At 40.7% G+C, this 15,253-nt stretch carries 14 protein-coding genes; 5 read left to right on the top strand and 9 right to left on the bottom strand.

The features are described from left to right. Nucleotides 1-759 carry an ABC transporter ATP-binding protein gene (locus tag HMPREF1125_RS08710; protein ID WP_000173369.1) on the bottom strand — a complete coding sequence of 253 codons (759 nt, stop codon included), beginning with the start codon at nucleotides 757-759 and terminating at the stop codon, nucleotides 1-3. 444 nt (nucleotides 760-1,203) lie between these two features. Between HMPREF1125_RS08710 and HMPREF1125_RS08705 the strand changes: the two genes are divergently transcribed. Next, nucleotides 1,204-3,198: a DUF1430 domain-containing protein gene (locus tag HMPREF1125_RS08705; RefSeq protein ID WP_000832033.1), complete on the top strand. Its 1,995-nt coding sequence runs from the start codon at nucleotides 1,204-1,206 to the stop codon at nucleotides 3,196-3,198. Nucleotide 3,199: 1 nt separating this feature from the next. After that, entirely contained in the window at nucleotides 3,200-3,850 is a 651-nt protein-coding gene (locus HMPREF1125_RS08700) for an ABC transporter ATP-binding protein (protein ID WP_000571613.1), read from the top strand. A gap of 104 nt (nucleotides 3,851-3,954) precedes the next feature. Here HMPREF1125_RS08700 and HMPREF1125_RS08695 read toward each other — a convergent pair whose 3' ends face one another. From HMPREF1125_RS08695 to HMPREF1125_RS08685, 3 genes are read right to left on the bottom strand one after another with little or no spacing between them, the layout of a single operon-like run. After that, the gene (locus HMPREF1125_RS08695; RefSeq protein WP_001092795.1) at nucleotides 3,955-4,227 is read right to left on the bottom strand and encodes a PspC domain-containing protein; all 273 of its coding nucleotides are present in this window, start codon (nucleotides 4,225-4,227) and stop codon (nucleotides 3,955-3,957) included. 59 nt (nucleotides 4,228-4,286) lie between these two features. After that, on the bottom strand, nucleotides 4,287-4,730 hold the full coding sequence (locus HMPREF1125_RS08690; protein WP_001054538.1) for a SprT family protein: 444 nt from the start codon (nucleotides 4,728-4,730) through the stop codon (nucleotides 4,287-4,289). Then, a complete protein-coding gene (locus HMPREF1125_RS08685) occupies nucleotides 4,717-6,846 on the bottom strand; it encodes a Tex family protein (RefSeq protein WP_000359161.1) in 2,130 nt (709 codons plus the stop codon). Before HMPREF1125_RS08685 ends, HMPREF1125_RS08690 begins: the two co-directional genes overlap by 14 nt. A 136-nt stretch (nucleotides 6,847-6,982) precedes the next feature. Between HMPREF1125_RS08685 and HMPREF1125_RS12935 the strand changes: the two genes are divergently transcribed. From HMPREF1125_RS12935 to HMPREF1125_RS08670, 3 genes are read left to right on the top strand one after another with little or no spacing between them, the layout of a single operon-like run. Further along, on the top strand, nucleotides 6,983-7,114 hold the full coding sequence (locus tag HMPREF1125_RS12935; protein ID WP_000268696.1) for an SPJ_0845 family protein: 132 nt from the start codon (nucleotides 6,983-6,985) through the stop codon (nucleotides 7,112-7,114). Then, the gene (locus HMPREF1125_RS08675) at nucleotides 7,115-8,020 is read left to right on the top strand and encodes a permease (RefSeq protein ID WP_000151872.1); all 906 of its coding nucleotides are present in this window, start codon (nucleotides 7,115-7,117) and stop codon (nucleotides 8,018-8,020) included. Beyond that, the gene (locus HMPREF1125_RS08670) at nucleotides 8,017-8,832 is read left to right on the top strand and encodes a TIGR03943 family putative permease subunit (RefSeq protein WP_000617755.1); all 816 of its coding nucleotides are present in this window, start codon (nucleotides 8,017-8,019) and stop codon (nucleotides 8,830-8,832) included. The genes HMPREF1125_RS08675 and HMPREF1125_RS08670 overlap by 4 nt, the downstream gene beginning before the upstream one ends. Nucleotides 8,833-8,923: 91 nt before the next feature. Here HMPREF1125_RS08670 and HMPREF1125_RS08665 read toward each other — a convergent pair whose 3' ends face one another. The 5 genes from HMPREF1125_RS08665 to rnc form a co-directional block, all read right to left on the bottom strand. Then, complete coding sequence (locus HMPREF1125_RS08665; RefSeq protein WP_000219494.1) at nucleotides 8,924-9,337, bottom strand: type II toxin-antitoxin system death-on-curing family toxin; 414 nt, start codon at nucleotides 9,335-9,337, stop codon at nucleotides 8,924-8,926. Beyond that, nucleotides 9,334-9,570 carry an AbrB family transcriptional regulator gene (locus HMPREF1125_RS08660; protein ID WP_000260599.1) on the bottom strand — a complete coding sequence of 79 codons (237 nt, stop codon included), beginning with the start codon at nucleotides 9,568-9,570 and terminating at the stop codon, nucleotides 9,334-9,336. The genes HMPREF1125_RS08665 and HMPREF1125_RS08660 overlap by 4 nt, the downstream gene beginning before the upstream one ends. A 356-nt stretch (nucleotides 9,571-9,926) precedes the next feature. Then, nucleotides 9,927-10,853: a bifunctional riboflavin kinase/FAD synthetase gene (locus tag HMPREF1125_RS08655; RefSeq protein WP_000633636.1), complete on the bottom strand. Its 927-nt coding sequence runs from the start codon at nucleotides 10,851-10,853 to the stop codon at nucleotides 9,927-9,929. A 143-nt stretch (nucleotides 10,854-10,996) separates the two neighbouring features. Next, the gene (gene smc, locus HMPREF1125_RS08650; RefSeq protein WP_000280889.1) at nucleotides 10,997-14,536 is read right to left on the bottom strand and encodes a chromosome segregation protein SMC; all 3,540 of its coding nucleotides are present in this window, start codon (nucleotides 14,534-14,536) and stop codon (nucleotides 10,997-10,999) included. Next, the gene (gene rnc / locus HMPREF1125_RS08645) at nucleotides 14,527-15,225 is read right to left on the bottom strand and encodes a ribonuclease III (protein WP_000661473.1); all 699 of its coding nucleotides are present in this window, start codon (nucleotides 15,223-15,225) and stop codon (nucleotides 14,527-14,529) included. Before rnc ends, smc begins: the two co-directional genes overlap by 10 nt. Nucleotides 15,226-15,253 lie beyond the last annotated feature (28 nt).

The raw sequence follows: 15,253 nt of genomic DNA, 5'->3' as shown, positions 1-15,253 counted from the left end.
CTAATTCACCTCGCTTGCCATAACAGTCAAAGTATCAGAGATTTCTTGGAACATCTGACGCTCTGTCTTGTCTCCACGGTAGATTTGGTTGTAAAGAATGCCGTCTTTGATAAAGAGAACGCGCTTGGCCCTGCTGGCTGCTGCCGTTGAGTGAGTTACCATGAGAATGGTTTGGCCACGTTCATTGATTTCATCAAATACATCCAGAAGTGCTGCAGATGACTTGGAGTCAAGGGCTCCTGTTGGCTCATCGGCAAGGAGAATTTCAGGTTCTGTGATGATGGCGCGTGCTACTGCTACCCGTTGCTTTTGACCACCAGAAATCTCATAAGGGTACTTCTCTTGCAATTGGTTTATGCCCAAATTTTCAGCTGTTACCACCAATTTCTTCATCATCTCTGTGATAGGTTTTCGTGATAAAACTAGCGGAAGCAAGATATTGTCCTTAACAGATAAGGTATCTAGCAAGTTAAAGTCTTGGAAGACAAATCCCAACTTCTCACGACGGAAACTCGAAGCCTGTGAATTTTTAATAGTGGCTGTGTCGGTTCCATTCAGGTAAACCTGCCCACGAGTTGGTTTATCCAGCATAGCTAGAATGTTGAGCAGGGTTGACTTTCCTGAACCAGACTCTCCCATGATAGCCACGTAGTCACCCTTTTCCACGGTAAAGTGAATATCCTTGAGGGCCTCTACTTGGTTGCCTTGGAAACGTGTTTTGTAGATTTTTTGAACGTGTTTTACATCTAAAAGTGTCATGATTTTCTCCTTCTTAATATCCCATCATTTGAAACTGCGCTTGCATCATAGCGCATCCAAGTTGAACACGCTCGATATCTTTTTGACTTGGTTTTCTTGTTTTCTTTTGTAAAATTCTTTTCATGGTTTTACTCCTTTGTTCTTTATGAGTCTAGTTTATCGCAAAAAAAGACGGCTTGCCATAATCTAACCTTACAAAAGAGACTTTAATCTTACATTTTTGTAAGATTGAAGAATATTTATGAAAATAGCTACTATAAAAAGCCATAGTATTGCTTGTTTTATCCTTAAAATAATAGTAAAATTAAATTATGAAAAGGCTTTCTTTAACGTCTTGTAAAAGAATTAGCTTTCTGATAATTATTTTTAAAAGTGCTAAACTATCATTCGTATCGCTGCTATAAGGAGGGAGGTTCAGCCCCTCTTTTTTAGAAAGAGGTTCCTATGAAACGTGTTTTTCTCTTTATCAGCAATCTTCTTTTAACTTTCTTTCTCATTGCCACTCTGTCCTTTTGGAAAGACTCTCTTCCACAAATCCTGTTCCCGGGTGCAGCAGTATTAAGTGGGCAAGCAGATTATTCTACCGTTAAAGATGAATTAAATAGTCTTGCTAAAGAACATAATAGTCTTATCGCAAGAACCATTTGGGAAGTAGATAGTGATGGAAAATCACAAACTTACTACGAAGTTTTTGGAGATGGGAAACTCCCAGACTGGATGCCTCCAGCAAGTCAAGAAAGCATTCACAAGAGCGATCTTCTCAACAACTACAATATTATCAGCGGATCCCTAACTAGTCAAGAATTGGCCACTCATCTGAAAGAACTTGGACTAGAAAAAGCGAATGCATTTGAAAATGACAGAGTATCCTTTGTACTTGCCCTCTTTACCCAACCTAATCAGCTTACCAGTATGTTAATCTTTTTGCTGACTTTCTTAGCTTTGATTGTTATTGGCCAAATTCAATCTCTCTCTCAGTCAGGGATTCGATTGATTTCTGGAGAACGACTGAGCCATCTCTTCTTTCGTTCTCTCGCAAGAGACGGACTTGATATCCTTCTTTTTGGTCTACCTGCTTTGCTGATAGCAAGTGTCTTGCTCGTTTCCCTAGGATATCCTTATGAAGTTCAGACTTTTCTAGGAATACTTTTTATTCTTTACAATAGCCTACTTCTCTTACTTAGCCTCCTAATTGCCCTTCTTTTTACCATTTCTTTAAAAAAAGTCCATCTCCTCTCTATCATCAAAGGAAAATTACCAATCAAGTCAATTCTACGCATTCTCTACTTTGGTCAGGTACTTGCCATTCTACTGGTTATTGTAGGATTTGGACGAATGTCTACTTACTATCATATCCTTGAGAAAAATGAGGCTGGACAAGCTACTTGGGAACAACGCTCCAATGTTGTCAATCTTCAAACAGGGCGTTCCAGTCATATAAAAAATTCAGATGAACTACAAACAAATGCTAATAAATGGTTTGACTTTATTCAGCATGCCATAGATAAAGAAAATGCCTTCCTTGTTAAACACAATTTAGTTGAACAAGCTCTTAAACAAGCTACCTCAAATCATAATGAAACTGAAAATAACCCTTATGGTGTGGAAGGAAAAAATATTCTCTATGTAACACCTAACTACTTCAAAAAAGAAGGTATAAAGTTAACATCAGAAACCTTTCAAAAAATCAACACCCTCAAAGATGGACAGATCCTTGCCATACTCCCAGAAGAACTACAAAAAAATGAAAAAGATATAAAAGCAAACTTGCAACAAGAGTTAACCAACCGATTATACAGTAGCAAGTCTAATCAAACTGTCGAAATTAGTATAGCTTATACCAATAAAAATAATGATGTATTTCTCTATAATACCACCCATATCGCTTATGATCAATGGTTATCAAATCCCATCTTTCTTGTGCTTTCTCCTAAAGCACTTGGTAAGGCTTCCTCCATCTTCTGGTTTACAAATCTAGAATATCTCTATTTTACAGACCTCCACCAGACACAAGAACTTTTAAAACACTATCAACTTGATCAAATGGTCTCAGGGCTATCGTCTGCTAGGGAAACCTATCTCCAGTTAAATCAAAAAATTAAAATCGAAATTTTTAGTAACTTAGCGAGTGCTATGTTTGCTATTTTGACTTCAATTTTGCTGTTTACAAGTTTAAATCTGCTCTATTTTGAAGCCTTTCGCAAAACCATATTCTTGAAAAAAATAGCAGGCTATTATTTCTTTGAATTACACAGTAGATATATCACTTCTCAAATAGCAGCTCTCTTTCTCGGAAGTGGTCTAGCTTTCATTATTTCTAAGAATATCTGGATTACCCTAATCCTATTTTTCAGCTTTTCAAGTTTAGCCGTTCTTCTATTGAAAATCTGTGATAAGAAGGAAAGTAAAACCTATGCTAGCATCATCAAAGGAGGATAGTATGATTGAATTACAACATATTTGGAAACAATTTGGTTCTCGTATTATTTTTTCAGACTTGAATCTGAATTTTCAAAGTGGTATGGTATATGCTTTGATAGGAGACAGTGGTTGTGGAAAAACCACTTTGCTCAATATGCTTGCAAAACTAGAGACTTTCGACAAAGGAGAAATCATTTATAAAGGAAAGTCTTTGACTTCTCTAAAAAATGAGGAATTCTATCGTAACGAGCTAGGTTATCTCTTCCAGAACTTCGGACTATTAGAAAGTCAGACCATTCGAGAAAACCTTGAGCTGGGACTGATTGGCAAAAAACAGAACAAGAAACAAGAAAAAGAGAGACTTCTTCTTCAAGCACTACAAGCTGTCAGACTAGATTATCTAAGTCTCAACCAAAAAATCTATGAATTATCTGGTGGTGAAGCTCAACGCGTAGCGCTTGCTAAGATTATCCTGAAAGACCCTCCCTTAATTCTAGCTGATGAGCCTACCGCCTCGCTAGACCCCAAAAATTCCAAGGAAATTATGGAAATTCTCCTTGAACTTCGTAATGCTAATAGAACAATTATCATCGCAACTCACAATCCTAGTATTTGGAAAATGGCTGATCAGGTAATTCGTCTTTCTAAAGACGAAACAGAATATAATTAAATACCAAAATCCCTTGTGGTTATTTAGCCACAAGGGATTTTCAATCATTTATGCTACTTCTTTTAAGTATCATAGTGCAAATAATAAATATTTACTGTTAAATCTCACCAAAACCAGCCATCATTGTCATCAATGGCTTCGGCTTCCTTGCGTTTGCGTGGTCCTGTTCCGTACATTTCTGCTTCGATTTCTTCCTTAGTTGGCAGGATGGAGGCGAGAATGATGTAAATAATCACACCAACTCCAAAATTTGATATGGTAAAAATGGCGAAGAGAAAGCGAACTAAGGTTACGTCAAAATTCCACTTGTCTGATAGACCAGCTAAGACTCCCGACACCATGCGATTTCGTCTCATTTTATAAAATTTTGTATTCATGATTATTTCCTCTTTCGGTATTCTTACAGGTAGTATAGCATGAAACAGGGGCACAAACATCAGTCCTTAGGCCGATTTAAGATGACGAGTTTACCACGGCAGACGCCACAGCGATAGCGTTTCGTGTCAATCTTCCTCTTTCGTTGATAGGATTGCTGGCAGGATTGGCACTGATAGACTAGGTAGGTACTTTGGTCTTTCAAAGGGGGAACAAAGCGCAGCCCATCCACTTCTTTCAAAAGTTTTTTAAAATCTCGGTCCTTATGTCGATATCCTTTTTTCTGAAAATAAAGGTGATAGTGACAGAGTTCATGGCGCACGATTTTCCGAAAAACCTCCAAACCAAGTTCATCATAAACCTTGGGATTAAAATCCAAATGCCCATCCTTTGGGAAAAATCGCCCACCTGTCGTTCGTAGACGAGAATTCCACTGGGCTTGGTGGGTAAAAGGTCTACCAAAGTCTTCGAGGGAAACAGACTGAACGTACTCAGTTAGATTCATCTGGAGCTAGGAGCGACAGATTAACTTTTTCACGTTCAGTATCGATTTTCTTAACCCAAACCGTTACCAAATCTCCGACTGACACCACTTGGCTGGGATGTTTGATAAATTTGCGACTCATGTGGGAAATATGAATCAAGCCGTCCTCGTGAATTCCGATATCAACGAAGGCACCGAAGTCAACGACATTACGCACCACACCTTCCAGCTTCTGGCCGACTTTTAAGTCTTTAATATCCAAGACATCTTGACGGAGAACTGGAGCATCAAAAGAATCACGGAAATCGCGACCTGGTTTGAGAAGATCAGCAATGATATCTTTAAGGGTTTCTGGTCCAAGTTCTAGTTCTTGCGCCATTTCTTTGGCTGAAAGGGACTTGAGTTTGCTTTGAGCTTCTTCATTCAAGTCCTTGATATCCAAGCGTTTGAAGAGCTCCTTAACAGCAGCGTAATTTTCTGGGTGAACTCCTGTATTATCAAGGATATTGCTACTTTCAGGGATACGGAGGAAACCAGCTGCCTGTTCAAAAGCCTTGGCACCTAGACGCGGAACCTTTTTGATTTGAGCGCGTGAAGTGATTTTTCCTTCTTCTTCACGGTATTTGACGATATTTTCAGAGATGGTTTTATTGAGTCCAGCTACGTGTGAAAGAAGAGCTGGGCTGGCTGTATTGACATTGACACCGACTTGGTTTACCACGGTATCGACGACAAAGTCCAGACTCTCAGATAGTTTCTTCTGACTAACATCGTGTTGGTATTGACCGACACCGATTGACTTAGGATCGATTTTAACCAACTCAGCAAGAGGATCTTGCAAACGACGGGCGATAGAGATAGCAGAGCGTTTTTCAACGGTTAATTCTGGAAACTCTTGACGAGCAAGTTCACTGGCAGAGTAGACAGAAGCGCCACTTTCATTGACAATGACATAGCTGACTTCTGGAAAATCTTTAAGAACTTCCGCCACAAAGGCTTCACTTTCACGACTGGCAGTCCCGTTTCCAATCGCAATAATTTCCACACTGTATTGACCGATCAGGTCGGCTAAATCTCGCTTGGCTTCTTCAATCTGACGAGCAGAGGCTGGTTTAACGGGATAGATGACTTGAGTCGTCAACATTTTCCCCGTCGCATCAACGACAGCAAGCTTGGCACCTGTACGAAAGGCGGGGTCAAAGCCTAGAACCACGCGCCCTTTCAGTGGAGCAACCAAGAGGAGATTTCGCAAGTTGTCAGAAAAAAGTTGGATAGCTCCTTCTTCTGCCTTCTCAGTTAACTCTGTCCGAATGCGTCGTTCGATAGCAGGCAAGACCTTTTTCTTAACTGACTGTTGGACAACTTCATCAATATAGGCATTTTTCACCTTGAAACGAGCAGCAAAGAAAGTCAGGATACGATCCGTCGCATGTTCAAAGCCAACTTTCAAGATGCCTAATTTTTCCCCACGATTGAGGGCTAAGGTTCGATAGCCCTGCATATTGCCAACTGTCTCTGAGAAATCGTAATATATCTGAAACACTTGTTTTTCATCGAGACTTTCATCCTTGACTTGCGAAGTGATTTTAGAGTGTCTCAACACTTCCTGATAGGTCATAGCACGTAGATTGACATCTTCGGATAAGGCTTCTACCAAGATATCAACTGCTCCAGCTAAGGTTTCTTGAACAGTCGCAAATCCTTCACAGACAAACTTCTCAGCCTCTTTCTCTAAGTCAGCTACGTTTTGCAAAATCAAGCGTGCGAGAGGGAAGAGTCCAGCTTCACGGGCAATAGTTGCCTTTGTTCGACGCTTTTCCTTGTATGGAAGGTAAAGTTCTTCTACGTCTGCTAATTTCTCAGCTGCCAGGATAGCTTCTTCCAGTTCTTTGGTCAGCTTGCCTTGTTCTTGAATCTTAGCCAAGACAGCTTCTTTACGGTCGTTGAGATTTGTCAGACTTTTATCCAGGTCAATAATAGCCTTAATCGCCACCTCATCCAGACTACCAGTCATGTCCTTGCGGTAACGTGCGATGAAGGGAATCGTCGTCCCTTCTGCCGTCAAACTTAGAACAGTATCGATTTGCTTTAAGGTTACACCCAAATCTTGGGAGATTTTTTCATATTTTTTATCCATATACCTATTATACCATAAGGGACAAGGCTTGTTTCACCTTACCTGTTTTCACCTCTTTGATTATCAAAATAAAAATAATCCCTTTTCCGCAAAATAATAGTATAATAGAGGTAACATTTAGAAACGAGGTAGGCCCATGGCTGTTAAATTTACAAAAACTGATGACTTGGACAAGATGTTTGAAGAGTTTGCCAAACTTCCTGACTTAACACAAGTCACTTTCCCAGATGACAAAGACAAAAAAGAAAAAGTTGAGAAGAAAAAATAGATGACGATTTTCCAATCTCTTCCTCCTAGCATCTTACAAGCAGGGGCTATTTTTCTCTCTATCATGATTGAAGCCCTTCCTTTTGTCTTGATTGGGAGTCTAATTTCGGGGTGGATTGAGATCTATATCACGCCTGATAAAGTTTATGAGTTTCTTCCTCGCAATCGTTGGGGGAGGATCTTTTTTGGTACCTTCATTGGTTTTCTCTTTCCTTCTTGTGAGTGTGGAATCGTCCCGATTATCAATCGTTTTTTGGAAAAAAAGGTGCCCAGCTATACAGCAGTTCCCTTTCTGGTGACTGCTCCCATCATCAATCCTATCGTTCTTTTCGCTACCTATTCTGCCTTTGGCAATTCAATAAAACTTGCCTTCTTGCGAGCGCTGGGAGCCATTGTGATTGCTTTGGTTATGGGGATTTTCCTAGTATTTTTCTGGAAGGAACCCATTCAAAAAGAGAATCCTATCACTTGTCACGAACATGACTTTTCACACTTAACTCCTGCTAGAAAGATCTTTCAGGCCTTTATACAAGCTATTGACGAGTTTTTCGATATGGGGCGTTACTTGGTCTTTGGCTGTCTCTTTGCGGCTATCGTGCAGGTCTATGTCCCGACTCGGATCCTGACCTCTATCAGTGCTAGTCCAGTCCTTGCGATTCTCTTACTCATGTTTCTAGCCTTTCTCCTCTCTCTTTGTAGCGAGGCGGACGCCTTTATCGGTGCTTCTCTCCTCTCGAGCTTCGGCCTAGCGCCAGTCCTTGCTTTTCTGGTCATTGGCCCCATGCTTGATATCAAAAATCTCCTCATGATGAAACACTATCTCAAAGCGCGCTTCATCTGGCAATTCATGGGGATCGTGACTCTGCTTGTCTTACTTTATTCTTACGTGATGGGGGTGATGTTATGATTCGATTTATCATTCTATTGGGCTATTTTGCTCTGACCCTTTATCTACAGCTATCTGGCAAGCTTAACCACTACATTAACCTCCACTATTCCTATCTAATCTATATTTCTATGGTCCTTTCTCTTCTGTTGGCTCTGATCCAATTCTATATCTGGATCAAGAAAATCAACTCTCACAGCCATTTGGAAAGTCGTCAAGCTAGACGAATCAGCATCCTTTTACTGTCTCTACCTCTCTTGATTGGAGTTGCTTTTCCGACAGTAAGTTTGGACTCGAGGACCGTATCTGCTAAGGGATATCATTTCCCGCTTGCTGAGGGAATAGACACAGCTATTCAGGCAAGCGAGGGTACATCCAGTCAATACCTCAAACCCGATACCAGTACCTATTTTTCCAAATCTGCTTATGAAAAGGAAATGAGGACTACAGCTGACAAATACCTCGCCCAGCCAACCATTCAGGTTACAGATGAAAACTATATGGAGGTCATGGAAATTCTCTATGATTATCCTCAAGAGTTTGAAGGAAAGAAAATTGAATTTACAGGCTTTGTTTATAACGATCCTAGCCATCCAGATAGCCAGTTCCTCTTTCGCTTTGGGATTATCCACTGTATCGCAGACTCTGGTGTATATGGACTCTTGACCAAGGGAAACTCACGCCAGTATCCTGACAACACCTGGATTACCGCTAGAGGAACCCTGACCCTCCACTACCATAAAGAACTCAAACAAAAACTCCCAACACTGGAGGTTGAGAGTTTCACAAAAGTAGACAAACCAGAAAATCCTTATGTCTATCGTGTGTTTTAATAAAAAGAGACAATATTAGAGTTTCTGCATTACAGAATTCTAATATTGTCTTTTCATTTTTTCTTATGCTCTTTCAATCCAGCATACTATCTTACTTTTTGACCTTTTCTCTGACAGAATGTTCAGAAACCCATTTAGAATAGCTTATCATTTTTTCATCAGTTAAAGCTTCTACCGCTATAGTCACGCACATATCAACCGCTTCTTCCACGGAAACAGAAAGGTGATAACCATTTAATTGTAAAAACTTCACCAAAACAAAGAAGGCTGTTCGTTTATTGGCGTTTGCAAAAACATGCTTCTTTATCAATTGGACAAATAATATTGTTGCTTTATCAAAAATTGTTGGATAAAGAGGTTTGCCAAAAACAAATTGTTCTGGTAAGTTCACAATCATATTTAACGCTGAAGGACTAACTGTTTGAATTTGCTCATTTGGAGAATACCGTTGAATTGCTAAAGAATTGATTTTTTCAATTTGCTTTTCTGATAGATAGACCGTCATTTTTCCACCAAAGCTTTGAAAACATCGTCGTATTCATCAAAAATTGTATCCAATTTTAAGTCAAAGGCATCATCAGAAACATAAGAAACCTGATGATCCAATTCTTCAGGAGTAAAGATAATTTCGCCACTTGGTAACAATTTCGCTTCGTATTTTACACCACTTGGAATATTGAATTCACTAGGAATGGTAATGGTGATTGAATTTCCTTGTTTTCTTGTTTTTACGACCATCTGATTTCCTCCTTTGAAGTATTATAACAAATAATTACCGTAATTACAATGATAGTGTAAAACTGCTATCTCCTCTCAAAGCTTATCCAAATATTCCTGCATAAGTGATTTTTTCAAAGTTTCTAATTCTTCCAGAGGTTTTTGAATTGCAAATTGTGATTTTGCTCGTTCTATCATAGGTTCAGTATTTATTAGAGGATTTTCGTTTCCTCTAGTCTCTTTTCTTTGGTTTTAAAGTTATGAATATCACTATTTTAACAGATTTTCAATCAAGCTTCAATTATGTTTCTCTCTATAAATATTTCTTTCAAAAATAAAAAAGCAAACGCAAAATATGGTTCACTTTTTTAACTCTTCTATTCTCCATCCTTCCAGTTCCGAGCAATCTCTTCGTCTTTCTGGAGTTGGTCTACGAGCTCTTCGATGGAGTCAAATTTGACCATATCACGGACACGGTCTAGCCAGTAGACCATGACTGTCTCACCGTAAATATCATCTGAAAAGTCAAAAATATTGACTTCAAAACGTGGTTCTTCGCCATCAAAGGTGACATTTTTGCCAACGCTCGCCATGCCACGATATTTTTGACGTTGCACCTCGACTTCGACTACGTAAACACCGTCTGCTGGCATATAGGTTCGATCTCTGAGGACCAAATTGGCTGTTGGATAACCGATAGTCCGCCCACGAGCATTTCCATGAACGACCATGCCACGAGATGGGAGCGGAGTGCCGAGAAGATGATTGACTTCCCTGACATCTCCATCAAGAATAGCTTGGCGAATCCGTGTGGAACTGATCTTGCCCTTTTCGTCCTCGACCGGAGGAACAATGATAATCTCTCCATCAAAATAATCCTTCAGGTCATCCGCAGTTTTCTTATCTGAACCAAACGTGTAATCAAATCCCGCTACGATAATGGCTGGTTTTAAAGCTCTAACATAAGTATCAAAGAATTCTTGACCCGTTAAACTAGCAAATTTGCTACTAAAGTCAAGTAAGAAGAGAGCCTCTACTCCGTGCCACTTCATCTTGTGCTCCCGTTCCTCGTGATTGACGATGTGAAGCATGAGCTCAGGTTGATAAGGTTGTAAGGCAAGTTTTGGCGACTCTGTAAAGGTCATCACGACAACTGGCAGATAGTCTTTCATCGAAGCCTTACTGGCTACTTCAAAGAGTTTCTGATGCCCCTTGTGGATGCCATCAAAATAACCTAGTACAAGGACTGTTTTCTCTGGTACTGCAATATCTTTTTCGTTCTTAATAGGTACTGTTGTAATCATGAAACTATTATATCATAGAGAAAGTCTTTTCGCTAAGAGGAAATCCCAAATGTCGTTTTTTGCGCCTGAACTGACCTTAAGAGAAAATTTAGCACTTTAGTTTTAAAAAATAGCACCTCCTAAGAGATGCTATCGTTTGGTAACTAGTCTATTGTTTCTTCCAAATCTTTTAACTTAACTGAAACAATCTTTGACACACCTGATTCTTGCATGGTAACTCCATAGATAGAATCCGCTGCCGCCATGGTCCCCTTACGGTGGGTTACGACGATAAACTGACTATCCTTATCAAAACGGTTGAGGTAATCCCCAAAACGTTTGACATTAGCTTCGTCCAGCGCCGCCTCTACCTCATCCAAGATAACAAAAGGAATCGTCTTGACTCGAATGATAGAGAACAACAAGGCCAGAGCCGATAGGGCTTTTTCACCACCACTCATGAGGTTGAGAGACTGGATTTTCTTACCTGGTGGTTGAACAGAAATCTCCACACCAGCTGTTAAAAGGTCGCCCTCAGTTAATATCAAGTCTGCCTGACCTCCGCCAAACATCTGTCTAAAAGTCACTTTAAAGGACTCACGAATAGCCTCAAAGGTTGATTTAAAGCGTTCCTTAACCTCATCATTCATCTCTGTGATGGTTTCAAGAAGCAGGTTTTTCGCAGACAAAATATCATCACGCTGGCTATTTAGGAAATCCAGACGGTTGTGAACTTCTTCGTACTGGTCAATAGCATCCAAATTGACTGGACCCAGTGAGCGAATAGCCTTCTCCAAATCCTTAACCTCTTGCTCTGCCAGATTGAGATTTTCCAGTTCATGAGCCTTTTCTAGAGCCTCTGTGTAACTGATCTGGTACTGGTCGGTTAATTGAGCTTGTAGATAGCGCAAGCGTTCGCTGACCTTTTCTTTCTTGGCTTCAGCACGTGTTTGTTTGCGAATCCACTCCTCATTCTGCTGACGAGACTGGTCCAAATGGCTGGCAATATCATCCAGCTGACCTTCGATATCATCCAACTCAAACCGCTTACGAATCAGACCTTGTTGGAGGTTTGTTTTCTGAGTTTTGGCCTCTTCCGTCTGCTGACTTAGCAAATCCGTATCCACTTTTTCAAGATTATCAACCTTTTCTTGGAGGAGACGCTGGATTTCCTCTTGTTCGAGATTGAGGTTATCCAATTCCTTACCTAGGCGTTCAATATCAGTCACTTCATACCGCTTTTGTCCTTGCAGTTCTGACTTAAGCAAGCGTGCTTGCGCTACTTGTTCCTGCAAGTTTTGATAGCGTTCTTGAATAGCGTTTTTGTTAGACTTAATTTCTTCAATCTCAGCTTCCAGATTTTGCTTTTCACTGGCGATAGTAGCAAGGCGCTCTTGGCATTTTTCCTTGTCCGCTTGCCAATCTCCTTCAGATAGGCGATTTAATTCCTCTTCTTGAAGTTTCCAAAGCGTTTCCAGTTCTTCGACCTGCTGATTGGTTTGTTGATAAGCAAGATACAAACCTTGCTCCTGAATACGAGCTTGCTCACCCTGAGATTTGATAGCTTCTAATCTTTCTGCCAATACCGCCATCTCATCTTGCAAGGTCTTCAAAGTCGCTTCTTCTGAACGAAGACTAGCTTCTTCTTCAACAATTTCTTTTTGTAATTGCTCCAGCTCTGGCTTGATGAAAATACTGTTATTCTGGCGATTAGCACCACCCGCGTAGGAACCACCTGTACGCAACTCTGTCCCATCCAGTGTCACCATACGAACTTGGTAACGAACTTGGCGAGCTGCGGCACGCGCATGTTCTACAGTATCAAATATTGCCGTTGTGGCTAGTAAGTTCTTGAAAATGGCTTCTAGTCTCTTGTCAAACGACACCAACTCATCTGCCATTCCCAGAAATCCTGGACTTGCAGCAATAGCATCTTGATTCTGACTAGAAATCGTACGAGCCTTGATAGTCGTCAGTGGAAGAAAGGTTGCACGACCAGCTCTGTTGCGTTTGAGTAAATCAATCGCCTTAGTCGCCGCGTTCTCATCTTCTACGATGATGTGCTGACTGCTTGCACCAAGCGCAATTTCTAGGGCAATTTGATAATGAACATCAAAAGTCAAATGTTCACTGACTGCACCAATAATCCCACCAAGACGGTCTTTTTCTTGAAGAACACTCTTAACACCCGCATAAAAATTACTATGATTTCTTAGGATGTTTTCCAAACTCTGAGCTCTAGCCTGCTTGTTTTTGAGACTATCCAGACGGTCAAAGAGTTGACTCTGCTGGGCTTGGTAAGAAACTTTCTTCTCCTCTTGTTCCTTGGCACTAGCTTGGTAGTCAGCCAATAATTTCTGAACCTGCTCCTTGGCAGATTCAAGCTCAGCCTGTTGTTGACTGGCCTTCTCTTTAGCTGTAGCCAGTTGTTCTTTCAGTTTCTCAACTTGATCTGCTTGTTTTTGAGATAGCTGACGGCTGTTCTCTAGTTCATTCTCGATGCGGGTCAGTTGGTTTGAGACATCCGCTTCTTCTTGTAAAAGAGCGACAAAGCGTTCGCGCAAGAGCTCAATCATCTGATCAGGATCATCTGAAAAAGCTAGCAATTCTGCTTCTAAACGATTGAGTTCCTTGTTATTTTCAGCTAGATTTTCCTCTAACTGTGCCAAGTTCGCTTCTTTTTCAGCCTTCTCTGTACTTAGAGTCTCTCTCTTATCTTCCAAAGCAGTCAAACGGGCTTGTGCTTCTTGTTGATTGAGGGCTACTTGCTCAGATTCCAGTTTAGACAAGGCTAGTTTTCGCTCTAAGTCACTGATCAAACTAGTCAAATCCATCAAGCTCCCTTGATCCTTGACCATTTGAGCTTGGAGATCCTGACGTTTCTTTTTAAGACTTTGATTTTCCTCCTCTAACTCTTCACGTTTTTGGTAATAGCTAGTCAAGAGTTCCTGAACTTGCGTTAGCTCTTCTTCTGTCAGCTCTAGTTCAGTCTTATTTTCCTTGATTTGGGAAACCAGTACATCCAAGTAAATTGTCTTACGTTGACCATCCAAGTCGAGAAACTTACGAGCATTCTCGGCTTGTTTTGCAAGGGGCTTGATTTGATTGTCCAACTCATAGATAATATCCTCTAAGCGGTCGAGATTGTCTTGAGTTTGTTGCAGTTTGCTTTCTGTTTCTTTTCGACGATTTTTGTACTTTAAAACTCCAGCAGCTTCTTCAAAAATGGCTCGGCGTTCTTCAGGCTTGGAATTAAAAATCTCCTCAACCTTCCCTTGAGAGATGATGGAGAAGGAATCCCGTCCCAAACCGGTATCCAAGAAGAGGTCATGAATATCACGCAAGCGCACTTTCTTTCCATCAATTCGATACTCGCTATCTCCACTACGGTAGATATGGCGTTCTACCTTAATGACTTGCCCTGCATCCTTGATAAAGCCATCTTCATTGTCCAAGGTCACGATAACAGAGGCATAATTGAGTGGTTTGCGACTTTCTGTTCCAGCAAAGATAACGTCAGGCATCTTACCACCACGAAGGCTCTTGATACTGGACTCTCCCAAGGCCCATCGCAGACTTTCTGTGATATTTGACTTTCCAGATCCATTTGGCCCAACGACAGCTGTCACACCTTGATCAAAAACGACCTTGGTCTTGTCAGCAAAAGACTTGAATCCCTGGATCTCAATCTCCTTTAAATACATGAACCCAGCCCTTTCTCAACAGCATTTTTTGCGGCCTCTTGCTCTGCTAATTTTTTAGAACGGCCTTGGCCTTTTCCTATACTCTTGCCCTCAACCAGAACTTCTACATCAAAAACCTTATCATGGGCAGGCCCCGTCTCAGAGGTCACCTGGTAACGAATATCCACATCGCCATTGACCTGGAGCAACTCTTGCAGGTGTGTCTTGTAATCCTTAATCATTTCAAAGTCACCTGCTTCAACCTTGGGAATCATGACCTGATAGATAAACTCTTTTACCCTAGCAACATCCTTGTCTAAAAGCAACGCTCCCAAAAAGGCTTCAAAGGCATCTCCAAGAATGGTGTCACGATTGCGACCACCAGATTTTTCTTCTCCTTTTCCTAGCTTGATAAACTGATCAAACTGGCAATCACGCGCAAAACCAGCCAAACTCTCCTCACGGACAATCATAGCACGGAGTTTAGACAAATCTCCCTCTGGTTTCTTAGGATATTTTTTATACAGATATTCTGAAATCAATAATTGCAGAACAGCGTCTCCTAAAAATTCCAAGCGCTCATTGTGTGAAATTTTTAAGAGGCGGTGCTCATTGGCATAACTCGTATGAGTAAAAGCCGTTTCCAATAAATTCTTGTCTGCAAATTCGATTGCAAAACGCTTCTTTAGTACAGTTTGTAATTCTTTCATACCAACCTCTTTCTAACTGATAACAGTC

Origin of the sequence: Streptococcus oralis SK304 (assembly GCF_000287715.1) — a bacterium.
Taxonomy (GTDB): Bacteria; Bacillota; Bacilli; order Lactobacillales; family Streptococcaceae; genus Streptococcus; species Streptococcus oralis_Y.
This window is presented reverse-complemented; position numbering and strand designations above follow the sequence as displayed.

What these genes read in the sequence shown, in the direction of transcription:
- HMPREF1125_RS08695 (WP_001092795.1), bottom strand. Translation starts at nt 4,227, where the DNA reads ATGAATACAAAATTTTATAAAATGAGACGAAATCGCATGGTGTCGGGA.
- HMPREF1125_RS12935 (WP_000268696.1), top strand. Translation starts at nt 6,983, where the DNA reads ATGGCTGTTAAATTTACAAAAACTGATGACTTGGACAAGATGTTTGAA.
- HMPREF1125_RS08675 (WP_000151872.1), top strand. Translation starts at nt 7,115, where the DNA reads ATGACGATTTTCCAATCTCTTCCTCCTAGCATCTTACAAGCAGGGGCT.
- HMPREF1125_RS08655 (WP_000633636.1), bottom strand. Translation starts at nt 10,853, where the DNA reads ATGATTACAACAGTACCTATTAAGAACGAAAAAGATATTGCAGTACCA.
- HMPREF1125_RS08710 (WP_000173369.1), bottom strand. Translation starts at nt 759, where the DNA reads ATGACACTTTTAGATGTAAAACACGTTCAAAAAATCTACAAAACACGT.
- smc (WP_000280889.1), bottom strand. Translation starts at nt 14,536, where the DNA reads ATGTATTTAAAGGAGATTGAGATCCAGGGATTCAAGTCTTTTGCTGAC.
- HMPREF1125_RS08700 (WP_000571613.1), top strand. Translation starts at nt 3,200, where the DNA reads ATGATTGAATTACAACATATTTGGAAACAATTTGGTTCTCGTATTATT.
- HMPREF1125_RS08690 (WP_001054538.1), bottom strand. Translation starts at nt 4,730, where the DNA reads ATGAATCTAACTGAGTACGTTCAGTCTGTTTCCCTCGAAGACTTTGGT.
- HMPREF1125_RS08705 (WP_000832033.1), top strand. Translation starts at nt 1,204, where the DNA reads ATGAAACGTGTTTTTCTCTTTATCAGCAATCTTCTTTTAACTTTCTTT.
- HMPREF1125_RS08685 (WP_000359161.1), bottom strand. Translation starts at nt 6,846, where the DNA reads ATGGATAAAAAATATGAAAAAATCTCCCAAGATTTGGGTGTAACCTTA.
- HMPREF1125_RS08660 (WP_000260599.1), bottom strand. Translation starts at nt 9,570, where the DNA reads ATGGTCGTAAAAACAAGAAAACAAGGAAATTCAATCACCATTACCATT.
- HMPREF1125_RS08665 (WP_000219494.1), bottom strand. Translation starts at nt 9,337, where the DNA reads ATGACGGTCTATCTATCAGAAAAGCAAATTGAAAAAATCAATTCTTTA.
- rnc (WP_000661473.1), bottom strand. Translation starts at nt 15,225, where the DNA reads ATGAAAGAATTACAAACTGTACTAAAGAAGCGTTTTGCAATCGAATTT.
- HMPREF1125_RS08670 (WP_000617755.1), top strand. Translation starts at nt 8,017, where the DNA reads ATGATTCGATTTATCATTCTATTGGGCTATTTTGCTCTGACCCTTTAT.